General features: G+C 42.4%; 14 protein-coding genes, 1 tRNA gene and 1 pseudogene. 15 read left to right on the top strand and 1 reads right to left on the bottom strand.

Annotated elements, in window-relative coordinates; all coding sequences use genetic code 11:
* The first annotated feature begins 164 nt into the window (after positions 1 to 164).
* The 13 genes and pseudogenes from ACJMKR_RS07905 (at position 165) to ACJMKR_RS07845 (ending at position 10,629) form a co-directional block, all read left to right on the top strand.
* Positions 165 to 350, top strand: a complete 186-nt coding sequence (locus tag ACJMKR_RS07905) for a hypothetical protein (protein ID WP_423062599.1) — start codon at positions 165 to 167, stop codon at positions 348 to 350.
* A gap of 598 nt (positions 351 to 948) precedes the next feature.
* Positions 949 to 1,025 (top strand) — tRNA-Arg (locus tag ACJMKR_RS07900).
* Positions 1,026 to 1,266: 241 nt separating this feature from the next.
* Positions 1,267 to 1,521, top strand: a pseudogene (locus ACJMKR_RS07895) (transposase); the annotation flags it as partial.
* 266 nt (positions 1,522 to 1,787) lie between these two features.
* Positions 1,788 to 2,336, top strand: a complete 549-nt coding sequence (locus tag ACJMKR_RS07890; RefSeq protein WP_423062598.1) for a transposase — start codon at positions 1,788 to 1,790, stop codon at positions 2,334 to 2,336.
* Positions 2,337 to 2,408: 72 nt separating this feature from the next.
* Positions 2,409 to 2,774: a hypothetical protein gene (locus tag ACJMKR_RS07885; RefSeq protein ID WP_423062597.1), complete on the top strand. Its 366-nt coding sequence runs from the start codon at positions 2,409 to 2,411 to the stop codon at positions 2,772 to 2,774.
* Positions 2,775 to 2,888: 114 nt separating this feature from the next.
* Complete coding sequence (locus ACJMKR_RS07880) at positions 2,889 to 4,265, top strand: APC family permease (protein WP_423062596.1); 1,377 nt, start codon at positions 2,889 to 2,891, stop codon at positions 4,263 to 4,265.
* 153 nt (positions 4,266 to 4,418) lie between these two features.
* Positions 4,419 to 5,909, top strand: coding sequence for an SGNH/GDSL hydrolase family protein (locus ACJMKR_RS07875; protein ID WP_423062595.1), 1,491 nt, complete (start codon positions 4,419 to 4,421; stop codon positions 5,907 to 5,909).
* A 147-nt stretch (positions 5,910 to 6,056) separates the two neighbouring features.
* The gene (locus ACJMKR_RS07870) at positions 6,057 to 6,362 is read left to right on the top strand and encodes a hypothetical protein (RefSeq protein WP_423062594.1); all 306 of its coding nucleotides are present in this window, start codon (positions 6,057 to 6,059) and stop codon (positions 6,360 to 6,362) included.
* A gap of 99 nt (positions 6,363 to 6,461) precedes the next feature.
* Entirely contained in the window at positions 6,462 to 7,601 is a 1,140-nt protein-coding gene (locus tag ACJMKR_RS07865; protein WP_423062305.1) for a transposase, read from the top strand.
* 135 nt (positions 7,602 to 7,736) lie between these two features.
* Entirely contained in the window at positions 7,737 to 8,249 is a 513-nt protein-coding gene (locus ACJMKR_RS07860) for a hypothetical protein (RefSeq protein ID WP_423062306.1), read from the top strand.
* 731 nt (positions 8,250 to 8,980) lie between these two features.
* On the top strand, positions 8,981 to 9,709 hold the full coding sequence (locus tag ACJMKR_RS07855; protein ID WP_423062593.1) for a hypothetical protein: 729 nt from the start codon (positions 8,981 to 8,983) through the stop codon (positions 9,707 to 9,709).
* A 72-nt stretch (positions 9,710 to 9,781) separates the two neighbouring features.
* Positions 9,782 to 9,961: a hypothetical protein gene (locus ACJMKR_RS07850; protein ID WP_423062592.1), complete on the top strand. Its 180-nt coding sequence runs from the start codon at positions 9,782 to 9,784 to the stop codon at positions 9,959 to 9,961.
* Positions 9,962 to 10,419: 458 nt separating this feature from the next.
* Positions 10,420 to 10,629 (top strand): hypothetical protein, encoded by a 210-nt coding sequence (locus ACJMKR_RS07845; protein WP_423062591.1) that lies wholly within the window; start codon positions 10,420 to 10,422, stop codon positions 10,627 to 10,629.
* A 982-nt stretch (positions 10,630 to 11,611) separates the two neighbouring features.
* Here ACJMKR_RS07845 and ACJMKR_RS07840 read toward each other — a convergent pair.
* Entirely contained in the window at positions 11,612 to 11,797 is a 186-nt protein-coding gene (locus tag ACJMKR_RS07840; RefSeq protein ID WP_423062590.1) for a hypothetical protein, read from the bottom strand.
* Between the two features lie 110 nt (positions 11,798 to 11,907).
* Between ACJMKR_RS07840 and ACJMKR_RS07835 the strand changes: the two genes are divergently transcribed.
* Positions 11,908 to 12,948, top strand: a complete 1,041-nt coding sequence (locus ACJMKR_RS07835; RefSeq protein ID WP_423062589.1) for a hypothetical protein — start codon at positions 11,908 to 11,910, stop codon at positions 12,946 to 12,948.
* A 91-nt stretch (positions 12,949 to 13,039) separates the two neighbouring features.
* The gene (locus ACJMKR_RS07830) at positions 13,040 to 13,294 is read left to right on the top strand and encodes a hypothetical protein (protein ID WP_423062588.1); all 255 of its coding nucleotides are present in this window, start codon (positions 13,040 to 13,042) and stop codon (positions 13,292 to 13,294) included.
* Positions 13,295 to 13,357: the final 63 nt, after the last annotated feature.

Here is a 13,357-nt window from a genome sequence, read left to right as displayed (position 1 = left end):
TGATTGAAAAGGGAAATCAAGCGTGTCGCGATGCTCGTGATAGATTATTGCCATCCCTGTCAATAATCGACTCGCAATACGCGACAACTTAAATAGCCGCGGACGTCCTCGTCGCCCGCGCTCCGCGACCTCACGGCTCGACTACGCACGGGCTCTCAAATGACTTGACGGCTCGTAAAGATTTTTTGCAGTCGCTTACGCTCGGCAAAAAATCCGAGCCTACCGCGGAATACGCGCCTTCGCTTCGCTCTCCATGGCGCGCATCGTTTGAAACGATACTCAAAAAACCACTTACGGCGAATGCTGTTAAGCAAAGCATGCGTTCTTGTTTGCAAAGTGTGTATGCTTAAGGCATTTTCCGAAAACATAAACTTCCTCTTGTATTGGCAAGCAATTGAAATCGATAAAGTGTTTTAGGGTTTTAAAGCAATTACAAGAGAAGTGTGTCGCGATGCTCGTGATAGATTATTGGCATCCCTGTCAATAATCGACTCGCAATACGCGACAACCTAAATAGCCGCGGACGTCCCCGTCGACAGCGCTCCGCGACCTCGCGGCCGACTGCGCACTGTCTCCAGATGACTCGACGCCGCCTACAGATTTTTGCCACTCGCTACGCTGCCTACGGAACTCCGTTCCTTCGGCACTCCGCTCTGTCAAAAATCGGCGGCTGCCGCGGAATACTCGCCATCGGCTTCGCCTCTCCATGGCTCGCATCGGGGTGCCCTTGAGTCTTTTTCAAGTCTGTAGCTGAAGACGTTATCCTGTGATAATATGATGCGCTTTCTTAGACGGTATTATGGGCCCGTAGCTCAGGCGAAACGGCCCAGCAAAAAGATCCAGTGAATCTTTTTGCCCGTTGAGCGCCGCCCATGGATGGGTGGCCGTGTGCATAGAGAAGTATGTATATATTAGTACAGGGATGTACGGAAGATATCGAAAAATTATGGGCCCGTAGCTCAGTTGGATAGAGTATCTGGCTTCGAACCAGGCGGTCGGCGGTTCGAATCCGTCCGGGCCCGCCAATTAATCACTATAAAACAATATGATAAAGCCCATTCGTTTTGTTTATTTTTCTTTCAACTACCATTTTCCTAAAAAAAGTCCTAAAAAAATTAGCGTGTGCTCTCAATTTTGTTCAATCCGCGCACGTAAACACGCCGCATCTTGGCTTTGTTGCCTAACTAAAACATGAACAATCTATGTAATTTTTGCTGTCTATATTATAATCAGCACCCCAGGGTTTTCAAGCAGAAGGCGGTTCATATGCCAAATAAATATCCAAACAAAAAAGGCTGGACGATTCCCAAGCAGAAATACAAGGTGAGCAATTGGCGTGAATATAATAATGCATTACGCAATCGTGCCAATATTGAAATCTGGATATCCGATGATATTATTCATTCGTGGTATGAAAAAGATCGTGTGTATGATGGCAAAGGCGCACCCCAAAAGTTCACGGATCTTGCGATCATTACGTGCCATGAAATTCGGCAAGTTTTTCGTTTAGCGTTGAGGCGAAGTGTGTCGCGATGCTCGTGATAGATTATTGGCATCCCTGTCAATAATCGACTCGCAATACGCGACAACCTAAATAGCCGCAGACGTCCCCGTCGACAGCGCTCCGCGACCTCGCGGCCGACTGCGCACTGTCTCCAGATGACTCGACGCCGCCTACAGATTTTTGCCACTCGCTACGCTGCCTACGGAACTCCGTTCCTTCGGCACTCCGCTCTGTCAAAAATCGGCGGCTGCCGCGGAATACTCGCCATCGGCTTCGCCTCTCCATGGCTCGCATCGAATGTCAAGGGTTTATGAATTCAATTTTCAAGATGAAAGCCCTTAATATAAAATCACCGGATTACAGTTGCTTGTCAAAACGGTTAGCGCTTTTAACTATTCAGTCGCCTCGTTACAGGAAAACGGAATCGGCAGATAAAAGCGTTGTGGCTATCGCCCTTGACTCCACTGGGTTAAAACGGTTTGGCAGAGGTGAATGGCATCAGGAAACATATACATTATCAGCCAAACGGAGTTGGCGTAAATTGCATATAGCCGTTGATAATAAACATATTATTCATGGTAATGATTTAACGGATCGCTTTACGGCGGATTGCCAAAGCGTTGCAACGTTATCAAAGCAACTTACTTGCAAAGTGGGCCATGTCAGCGCCGATGGTGCCTACGATAAGAATCCTGTTTATGAAATATTATCAAATTACTTTAAAGGAGCCGCTATAATAATTCCGCCTGATAGTGATCAAGCGTGTCGCGATGCTCGTGATAGATTATTGCCATCCCTGTCAATAATCGACTCGCAATACGCGACAACTTAAATAGCCGCGGACGTCCTCGTCGCCCGCGCTCCGCGACCTCACGGCTCGACTACGCACGGGCTCTCAAATGACTTGACGGCTCGTAAAGATTTTTTGCAGTCGCTTACGCTCGGCAAAAAATCCGAGCCTACCGCGGAATACGCGCCTTCGCTTCGCTCTCCATGGCGCGCATCGGCTGTTTATGATAAAAATAATCATACACAACGTAATGGTAATGTTAAGCAACTAAAAGCATTGGGCCGAATGGCTTGGCAACGAATAAGACAATACGGTTATCGGAATTATTCAGAGTTGGCGATTCAACGCTACAAAAGAATATTGGGTAGTACGTTACATGCTCGAGATTTTGTACGGCAAAAAATCGAATCAATGATCGGTTGTGGTGTGTTAAATAAAATGACACGGCTAGGAATGCCGGCGAGTTATCGTTGCGCCTAAATTTTGCGACACAGACAAAGCCGTGAGGTTAGGCAACAAAGCCGTTAAAAACTTTGAGAGCGTTCAGATTAGCCAAAGATGGACGTTCTTTTCTGTGGGGTGATTAAGGGACTGATGTTTAAAAGCATACTACGCAAAAAACCAAACATAGCCCATGACGAGGCTCATAGTGACCTGCTGCGCTGTTTGAGTGCCTGGGACTTAACGCTATTTGGTATTGGCGCAATCATTGGCGCCGGTATTTTCGTGCTCACTGGTATTGCAGCGGCGACTAAAGCAGGGCCATCCACTATTTTCTCATTCGTTTTATCAGGGCTGGCCTGCGGTTTTGCTGCGTTGTCTTATGCCGAACTTGCTTCTAGCATTGGCGGCTGTGGCAGCGCCTATAATTATGCTTACGTTGGGTTGGGTGAATTGCCTGCTTGGATTATTGGCTGGGATTTATTATTAGAATATGCCTTATCCGTTTCAACGGTAGCCTCGGGATGGAGCCATTACTTTCATTCAATATTACTCTCAATTGGTTGGCACATTCCCTATGCTCTGCTACACACTCCTGGAGATGGTGGTATCTTAAATTTGCCGGCATTGATCATCGTACTTTTGGTCATGGCATTGCTTGCTATTGGTGTGAAAATGAGTGCGCGATTTAATGCTACGATGGTCGCCATCAAGCTTTTAGTTATTGCGGTATTTATTATTGTAGCCATTAAACATTTTAACCCAGCATACTGGCATCCTTTTGCCCCCTTCGGTTGGAAGGGGGTAATGTCTGGTGCGGCGTTAATATTTTTCGCCTATATTGGCTTTGATGCTGTGTCAACCACGGCAGACGAAGTCGTCAATCCGGGGCGTGACTTGCCCATTGGTATCATCGCCTCGCTCGTTATCTGTACGCTTTTATACATCGTTGTTTCAGGATTGTTGACCGGCATGGTGTCATACACCTCATTAAATGTTAGCTCACCCATCAGTCATGCATTATTAGAGGTGGGCGCAAGGGTTATTGCTGGTTTAGTTGCGGTCGGAGCCATTGCAGGTTTAACCACAGTGATTCTTGTTATGTATTATGGGCTCACGCGGGTATTTCTTGCAATGGCGAGAGATCATTTGTTACCAAAATATTTTGAACATATCCATCCACAAACAAGAACGCCGGTTAGAATAATCCTCAGTACAGGGTGTGTTGTGAGTATTTTTTCAGCGCTTATTCCTATCAGCGAGCTCGCAGAATTAGTAAACATTGGTACGTTGATAGCATTTGCTATTGTGTGTACGGGTGTGATTATTTTACGTTATATGTATCCCAATATGCACCGCCCATTCAAAACGCCTTTATTTCCAGTCATTTCAATATTAGGTATTTTCTCTTGCCTCTATTTAACGATTAATCTGCCAGGAGAAACCTGGATTCGTTTTATTATTTGGATGGCGTTAGGGTTCATTGTTTATTTTGCTTACAGCCGATTTCGTAGTAAGTTGAATACATAATTTAAGGAAACGGTAAAGCATTTTTTTCAATCATGAATTTTTATATAGAAATAACCCCCAAAATTTATTCTATTTTTAACGAAACATTAATATTCTCTTGGGAGAATTTCCATTGAGGGCAAGCGAGCCTTTTTACAGTAAGAATTGATTCCTATGCATTATCGTTTTTTTAGATCAAAGAAAAAATCACATCCCGTTTATGCGGTGCATCAATATCTCATGATTGGTGATAGCTTGACGGATCGCGGATCATTAGATCACCGAAATGTATTCGGTTTTCTTCCAATGCGCTGGTTATCTGGATTATCGAAAAATTCACCACGTGGTCGGTTTACCAATGGCTACACCTGGGCAGACTATTTGATTTCTGAGACCATTAATGAGCAAGAAGAAAAACAGATGCAGCAAAACAAAAGAAGTGCTTTAACAAGATCAAAAAGCATGGTTTTTGATGCTGAGATGATTTCAGATGAAATCATTACACAACGTTATAATTCAGAATGGAACAGGGGGGTTCCAAATATCGATGATGTTTCAGACCAAGTTATTACTGGACGCCTCCACCCAGACTACACTTTAAATGATGATAAAAAGGCGATGTTTAAAGAGCAATTGGTTGCTAGAAGTTATGCTGAAGGTGGGTTAACGGCTTATGATTATCGCCGCAAGATTACTTTTCATGTGGCAGAAGAAGGTGCTCGACTAACCGTTGCAACATTAGCAGAAAAGCGGGCATTAGTGCTGAGAAATGATAGGGAATATGGTGTTTCACCATCTGAAAAGGCAACAACGCTAGTAATAGAGTGGTCTGGCGCAAATGACCTAATTACCGTTAACGGAAAGCCCACCATTGTTGAAGCAGATAGAATAATCCAAGAAAGAATACAAAATCTTGAAGCATTGGTCGCTAGTGGATATCGGCAATTTGTCCTAGTCAACATGCCAGATATTTCTTTGACGCCGCGATATCAAGAAAAAAGTATAGCTGATCGAGAAAATGCGCAGGCCGTTATAAAGTACTTTAATAAAAAATTAGTGACTCAAATGAAAGCGCTAGCAAAGAAATATGCTCAGCACTGCACTATAGATTTATATGACATTAATACGGTTTTTACTCAGGTTTATTATGGCCAGGGAGATTTTACTTACGATACGACATCAATAAACCCTGGCCTGTTGAAAAAAGCATATACAAAGTCCAGTAATTTTACTATCACAGGAGCCCGCACCTCACCAGCACCAGGGTATATGTTTTGGGATGATGTCCACCCGACAACAGAGGTGCATTATTTGTTAGCCAATAATTTTCGTGACTTTTTGAAGCAAAAAGGCCTGCTAGCAGAGTTAAGACGGATATCACCCTCAGAATGGCTACATGAAAAAGTATGCCTTGAAGTTTTTAAAGTGGAGTATGATCAAGAATTCAGAAAATCTAAGCAAGGTTGTTTTGGGTTATTTAGACGGTCACGGCTTTATAATGCACATCGAAAGGAGGATAACTTGACGCTACAAGATGTTTTTCACCATGCGCTGGAAGAGAGTGGGCACAGGACACTAAAAATTTTAAAAAAATTGGGCTGGATTAATCAGAAAAATGAGCTGCTTGATGATAGAGGATTTAATCTTCCTATTAAAATCAGATAATGAGCATCTTTACTCAAAAAAACAAGTAAAACCTACCGTAATATTTCTTTTTATTTAAGAAAATTTTAATCTTAACAAAAAGTACTCTTTTAAGACGCCTCTATATTATGAGGCGTGCTTTATAAAACACAAAATGGATTTATAATTATGACGCTGGATGAGTTTATTGAGATGGTTAACTTTGGCAACGCGCTAAATGGTTCAACCATTGATCTTAGGTTTACTAGCATTACTTCGGAGGGGGTCTGGAACATTGCAGAGGTGTTAAAAAGCGGGAAGGCACCAAGCGACTTAACCATTAATTTTAGTTTTAACCGCATTAGTTCTGAGGAAGTTCGAAACATTGCAGCGGTGTTGAAAAGCGGTGAGGCACCAAGTGGTTTAACCCTTAACTTTTGTTGTAACAATCTCAGTTCGGGAAAAGTGAGAGACATTACATTGGACTTTGGATAAATTTATAAAAATAATTAAAAATTGCTTGACATAGAAACCGAAAAAAAATTTTACGTTGTAAACAACGTTTGTTCGAAAAAATAAAATAAGGAACAAACGATGTTAGCGACAGAAAAACTAAAACAATTCCGTACATTCCTCTACAACATCTTCCCCGCGCGACGCGATGCCAATATGAATTTACTCGATGCCCTTTCAAGCCATGGCCATCGCTGCAAAACACCCATAGAATTATGTGAATCGCCATACTTTGAACGTGAATACAGTAGTATTACCGATGCGATTAGCGATGGTTTGTCGGTAGCAAATTGTTGGGATAGCATGATGAAAATACAATATGAACATGTGAGTCATAGCGATGACCGTGTGATCATTATTGCGGATACGACACCACAGTCGCGTCAAAGTGCACACTGTGTTGAAGATCGCCATGTGGTTTACAGCCCTAATCCAGCACCGGGTAACAAACCGATTACCATTGGACATGAATATTCAACGGTATCACTATTGCCCAATGATGGTGCAGCTCAAGAAAAGCATTGGTTAGTTCCACTGGATACGAGGCGCGTTAAAAGCGATGAAAAAGGCAATGTAGTTGGGATGCAGCAAATTAACCGTTGTATTGCAGACTTAGCGCTTACTCATAAATTGGTGGTTAGCGTGGCTGATTCAAAATATGGTACAGAAGCTTGCCGTAAACTGGTTAGCGAAAATCCCAATTGGGTACATCTTTTCCGTTTTAACAGTACCCGTAATGTTTTCGCGCCCGCATCAATAGAAGATAATACCTCAGGAAGTATAAAACGCTATGGTGATGCGATGAAACTAAACGACAGCACGACTCACCGTGAATCCGATGAGATTGTGCAGCAACCCATTACAACCCGCAGTGGCAAAACTTACCAATTGGAGATTAAAATATGGCGTGACCAATTACTGCGTGGTTCAAAGCAATTTAAAGGATATGAGCATCCTGTTACTGTTGTGCAATTGGTTGCGGTTGATGCTAACGGTAAATCTTTATATAAAAATCCACTCTGGTTAGGACTCGCTGGTGAACGACGTAATGAAATCACAGCATTAGAAGCGTATCACTATTACGATAGACGCTATGACATTGAACACTACCGATGCGCGCCATGGAGAGCGAAGCGAAGGCGCGTATTCCGCGGTAGGCTCGGATTTTTTGCCGAGCGTAAGCGACTGCAAAAAATCTTTACGAGCCGTCAAGTCATTTGAGAGCCCGTGCGTAGTCGAGCCGTGAGGTCGCGGAGCGCGGGCGACGAGGACGTCCGCGGCTATTTAAGTTGTCGCGTATTGCGAGTCGATTATTGACAGGGATGGCAATAATCTATCACGAGCATCGCGACACGCTTGTTTCGTTTTGGTAAAGACAAACTGTTATTTGACCGATACCAAACACCGGATGTTAAGCACGAAGAAGATTGGTGGCGGATGACAGCATTAGCGTATACGCAACTTTATCTAGCGAGGAATCTTGCCCCGATTTTACCGAAAAAATGGGAGCGGTATTTGCCGAGCTTCCAAGTGGATAACGAAAAACCATCAATAACTGCGACCCCTTCACAAACGCAACGGGGTTTTTCTACGGTGCTTGATACCGTTGGCACGCCTGCTAATCTCTGCAAACCACGCGGTAATCCGCAAGGCAGAACCAAAGGTGATACGCAGGGGAAACGCACGCGACATCCTGCTATTTTCAAAAATAGCAACTCAAAAATTAAAACGATTCAGAGGACTGAAGAAAAGACGCAAAACTCAGACCCTGAAAAAATAGAGGATTTGATTGGGATAGTAAAATCATGGTTGGATAAAATAAATTTTACACCTGAGCAATTCTACGAATTGCTGCAAAAAACAGGTTAAGATTTAGAAACTCACATTTTTTGATTATTGTCCTAACTGGCAAGGGATTTTATTTATCCAAAGTCCAAATTACAGAGGCTTTGAAAAGCGGCGGGGCTCCAAGTGACTTAACTATTAATCTTAGTTTTAATCACATTGGTTCAGAGGAAATTCGGGATATTGCGCAGGCATTGAAAAGCGGGAACGCTCCAAATGACTTAAGTATTGATCTTAGTTCTAATAATATTAGCTCAGAGCAAGTTTGGCACATTGCAGAAGCAATAAAAAGCGGGAACGCTCCAAACGACTTAACCATTGATCTTGGTTTTAATAACATTGAGCGAGAGGGAGCCCAGCATATTGCAGAGGCATTAAAAAGCGGTAATGCGCCAAATGATTTAAATATGGATCTTTGTTTTAATAAAATTGCCCAAGAGGGAGCTTGGCACATTGCAGAGGCTTTACAAAGTGGGAATGCCCCAAACAATTTAAGCATTGATCTCAGTCGATGCGCGCCATGGAGAGCGAAGCGAAGGCGCGTATTCCGCGGTAGGCTCGGATTTTTTGCCGAGCGTAAGCGACTGCAAAAAATCTTTACGAGCCGTCAAGTCATTTGAGAGCCCGTGCGTAGTCGAGCCGTGAGGTCGCGGAGCGCGGGCGACGAGGACGTCCGCGGCTATTTAAGTTGTCGCGTATTGCGAGTCGATTATTGACAGGGATGGCAATAATCTATCACGAGCATCGCGACACGCTTGTATAATAACATTGGGCGAGAAGGAGCTCGGTACATTGCAGAAGCATTAAAAAGTGGTAGCTCTCCTAGCGGCTTGTCGATTGATCTTTCTAATAATAATTTTGGCTTAGGCGGAGCCCAATACATTGCTGAAGCGTTGGAAAGTGGGGGTATCCCCAGCGGTTTAACCATTAATCTTGATAACAACTACATACCTGAAATCGGAATAAAAGCTATTTATGAGAGCCTTTCGATTTTGATTAAGCGCAACAATACCCTGCTTCCAAAATTAAACGGATCATTAGAGGTTTTTAATTTATTTAAAGAAGACATTTTAAAAGTAATATTAGGCGGCGTGTCACAAGATTATTGGCTGGATATTGAATCACTGTTTGATCAGATTGATTTAAGTTTTAATTGCTTTAACTTCTATACTCAGGAGGTACCGGATGAACTATTTAAAATTGTTCAAGGTTTTTTAGAGAATACTATTAAAGCTAAATGTATGGCAGCTTCCATTGATACGGATTCAACAGAAATTCATGATATTCAAAAGCTATTAAAGTTTTGGCACAATCGGATTCCTGACTTAGATCCTAAAGGACGTGCTTCTTGCTTGATCGAGGTTAGTGCTTTAATGCCAGAGTTGTCAAATAAATTGGCATTAATACAGCAAGCGTGTCGCGATGCTCGTGATAGATTATTGCCATCCCTGTCAATAATCGACTCGCAATACGCGACAACTTAAATAGCCGCGGACGTCCTCGTCGCCCGCGCTCCGCGACCTCACGGCTCGACTACGCACGGGCTCTCAAATGACTTGACGGCTCGTAAAGATTTTTTGCAGTCGCTTACGCTCGGCAAAAAATCCGAGCCTACCGCGGAATACGCGCCTTCGCTTCGCTCTCCATGGCGCGCATCGATTGCTATTGATCTTATTGAAGGAGGTCAATGTCGTGACGAATATCAGCGTTTATATGAGCTTCATTTTAATTCTTGATTGTTGAATCTGGAGAATAAGGAAGAGACCTATGCTAATCGTAATCAGTGGCAATCCAGATTGAATGAGCATCCTTACTATTAACTAGCAAGAAAAAAAATAAATGATGTCGTTTCATGTTTTGAAGATCTACAGCCAACAACAGGCTCGTTTTGCGCATTTTTTAATTCGGGAGAAAAACTTGCTGCTTCGTGTACCTATGCCTATAGTGACACAAGCTTCAAGAGAGATTTTCCTTCGATTTAACTACATTATTTAATTTTTCTTTGGCTCATTATTATGTAAATGATGTCATGAAAAGACAGGGTGCATTATGTAGGTATTTGATTATTTTTTCTGATCATTAATGAATTCCGGGCAGCAGGTATTATAATTGGAGAATATACTCATCCAAAAGTCTCTATCTTAATATAAACCAAAGATTATAGGCGTATTTTTGATTATCGCATATCTGCGTGATGTTGGAACATAAACTATTTAAATTGAGTCAATATGCAATGGATAGATTAAACGAAGAAATGGCCTTTCAATTAACTTCATTGAAGAGTGTGTCAGATGCTGAGGTGCCTACAGATATAGCGATCGATCAACTTGCTTCAATGTTTGCTGACCTGCCTGAAGATTTCCAGGAAAATTTTGTTAGGCATGTTGGTGATAGTTCTACATAGCCACAAAAAAAGATGCTCGTAGAAGCATTATGGCTTATTGGTGATCATATACATAGTCATAGTGATACTGATAGCAAAGCATCCGATGCGCGCGATGGAGAGCGAAGCGAAGGGGCGTATTCTGGGGTAGGCTGGGATTTTTTGCCGAGCGTAAGCGACTGCAAAAAATCTTTACGAGGCGTCGAGTCAGTTGAGAGCCCGTGCGTAGTCGAGCCGTGAGGTCGCGGAGCGGGGGTGAGGAGGACGTCCGCGGTTATTTAAGTTGTCGCGTATTGCGAGTCGATTATTGACAGGGATGGCAATAATCTATCACGAGCATCGCGACACGCTTGTATTATAGATAAATTATCTGAGGGAATTGTTTATTGTACTGCTGGTTTTCATGATAGATGTAATGAGGTTATCCTTTCTTTTTCTCGTCCTGAAAATTTTTTGGAGCTGTTACAGCTTATTAGAGAGTCTCTTGTTGCAAAGACGGCTGCACGTTTAACAAATGAGGTGCATGCTCAAAATACTATCACGAATATTGCGAGCATAAATGGATATGCTATCCGCCCTAGAAATAAGGACGCTGCATATTATGGTTATTTAAACACATTTTTTATTAAACAGACTTTATTAAACAATTTTTTTCAAGATTTCACTCCTTTTACAATTCCTATACTAGCTTGCGAGCAATTGCTGACTTTGATATCAAATCATTATTCTGGTGAAAAGACTGATGAGCAAGGTTATCAGTTTGATGACTACAATGAAATTGTAAGTATACTGAACAAAGTCTTTTTCGATGATGCGACAGACAGGTATTTAACGGTATCAGATTATTTTTTAATAGAGGAGGATACAAGCACTATCCGAGATATGAGTTGGGGCAAGGTGAAGCTAATCGTATTTAAAAAGCTTTATAATGAAAATTTTATCCACAAAGAAATCATAACAACGACTCCCGCCAATTTATTGGAATTGCTGTACTTTAAATTTCTTAAAGATGAAGGTATTGGACAAGATGCTCCTTTAAAGATAAAGAGCGAAGCATATTATAAACCATCTTTTTTTTCTTATCCCTCGATGCGCGCCATGGAGAGCGAAGCGAAGGCGCGTATTCCGCGGTAGGCTCGGATTTTTTGCCGAGCGTAAGCGACTGCAAAAAATCTTTACGAGCCGTCAAGTCATTTGAGAGCCCGTGCGTAGTCGAGCCGTGAGGTCGCGGAGCGCGGGCGACGAGGACGTCCGCGGCTATTTAAGTTGTCGCGTATTGCGAGTCGATTATTGACAGGGATGGCAATAATCTATCACGAGCATCGCGACACGCTTGATTTAAAGGATGCATTTAGTATAAATGCAGATTTATTTGTAGAGATGCTAACAGACGCTCTCGATTTTAATAAGCAGGCTAGTGAGGATGACTTTTTTAACATCTGCATTGAGTGTATTACGAGTGGTGTTTACAAGCAATTAATTGATAGCACTCCTTTAAGAAACGATATTTTATCCGCTAAAAATATCGAGGGTGAGGCTGCTATAGTAAGCGCCATAAAAAAATACCCGAGAGCGCGAAGTTTTTTTACTGCCTTGTTCAAAGAGTTGGATGTAGAAGCGTTAAAAGATTCTGACAGGAATGGACTGACAATTATAGCCGCAACGTTGGGTCACGCTGTGTGTATTGAGAAATTGATTGAGGGAGCAATAAAAGCCAGTACTTTCGATAGAAGAGACGATGTTTTAGAGAAAATGTTGTTAGCAGAATTTCCTGGCCAGGGGCCTGCCTATGCGATACGTTTGGCCGCTCAAAATGGTCACGCTGCGTGTATTGAAAAATTGATTGAGGGGGCAACAAAAGTTAGTGCTTCCGATAAAAGAGACGATGTTTTAGAAAAAATGTTGTTAGCAGAATTTCCTGGGCAGAGCCTTGCCCATGCAATACGCACGGCCGCTCAAAACGGTCACGCTGTGTGTATTGAGAAATTGATTGAGGGAGCAATAAAAGCCAGTACTTCTGATAGAAGAGATGCCCTTTTAGAACAAATGTTGTTAGCAGAACTTTCTGGGCGGGGTCCTGCCCATGCGATACGCGTGGCCGCTCAAAACGGTCACGCTGCGTGTATTGAGAAATTGATTGAGGGAGCAATAAAAGCTAGTACTTCTGATAGAAGAGACGCCCTTCTAGAACAAATGTTATTAGCAGGGTCCTTTGAGCAGGACCTTGCCTATGCAATACGCACGGCCGCTCAAAACGGTCACGCTGCGTGTGTTGAGAAATTGATTGAGGGAGCAATAAAAGCCAGTACTTCTGATATTGGACTTTGGATAAATTTATAAAAATAATTAAAAATTGCTTGACATAGAAACCGAAAAAAAATTTTACGTTGTAAACAACGTTTGTTCGAAAAAATAAAATAAGGAACAAACGATGTTAGCGACAGAAAAACTAAAACAATTCCGTACATTCCTCTACAACATCTTCCCCGCGCGACGCGATGCCAATATGAATTTACTCGATGCCCTTTCAAGCCATGGCCATCGCTGCAAAACACCCATAGAATTATGTGAATCGCCATACTTTGAACGTGAATACAGTAGTATTACCGATGCGATTAGCGATGGTTTGTCGGTAGCAAATTGTTGGGATAGCATGATGAAAATACAATATGGCTTTGTTGCCTAACTAAAACATGAACAATCTATGTAATTTTTGCTGTCTATATTATAATCAGCACCCCAGGGTTTT

It is taken from the genome of Candidiatus Paracoxiella cheracis, assembly GCF_049348705.1.
GTDB classification, from domain to species: domain Bacteria; phylum Pseudomonadota; class Gammaproteobacteria; order Coxiellales; family Coxiellaceae; genus Paracoxiella; species Paracoxiella cheracis.
Note: the sequence above shows the minus strand (reverse complement) of the source record. Positions and strands in the feature narration are given on the sequence as shown.

What these genes read in the sequence shown, in the direction of transcription:
- ACJMKR_RS07890 (WP_423062598.1), top strand. Translation starts at nt 1,788, where the DNA reads ATGGCTCGCATCGAATGTCAAGGGTTTATGAATTCAATTTTCAAGATG.
- ACJMKR_RS07880 (WP_423062596.1), top strand. Translation starts at nt 2,889, where the DNA reads ATGTTTAAAAGCATACTACGCAAAAAACCAAACATAGCCCATGACGAG.
- ACJMKR_RS07875 (WP_423062595.1), top strand. Translation starts at nt 4,419, where the DNA reads ATGCATTATCGTTTTTTTAGATCAAAGAAAAAATCACATCCCGTTTAT.
- ACJMKR_RS07870 (WP_423062594.1), top strand. Translation starts at nt 6,057, where the DNA reads ATGACGCTGGATGAGTTTATTGAGATGGTTAACTTTGGCAACGCGCTA.
- ACJMKR_RS07865 (WP_423062305.1), top strand. Translation starts at nt 6,462, where the DNA reads ATGTTAGCGACAGAAAAACTAAAACAATTCCGTACATTCCTCTACAAC.
- ACJMKR_RS07845 (WP_423062591.1), top strand. Translation starts at nt 10,420, where the DNA reads ATGTTGGAACATAAACTATTTAAATTGAGTCAATATGCAATGGATAGA.
- ACJMKR_RS07835 (WP_423062589.1), top strand. Translation starts at nt 11,908, where the DNA reads ATGGCAATAATCTATCACGAGCATCGCGACACGCTTGATTTAAAGGAT.
- ACJMKR_RS07830 (WP_423062588.1), top strand. Translation starts at nt 13,040, where the DNA reads ATGTTAGCGACAGAAAAACTAAAACAATTCCGTACATTCCTCTACAAC.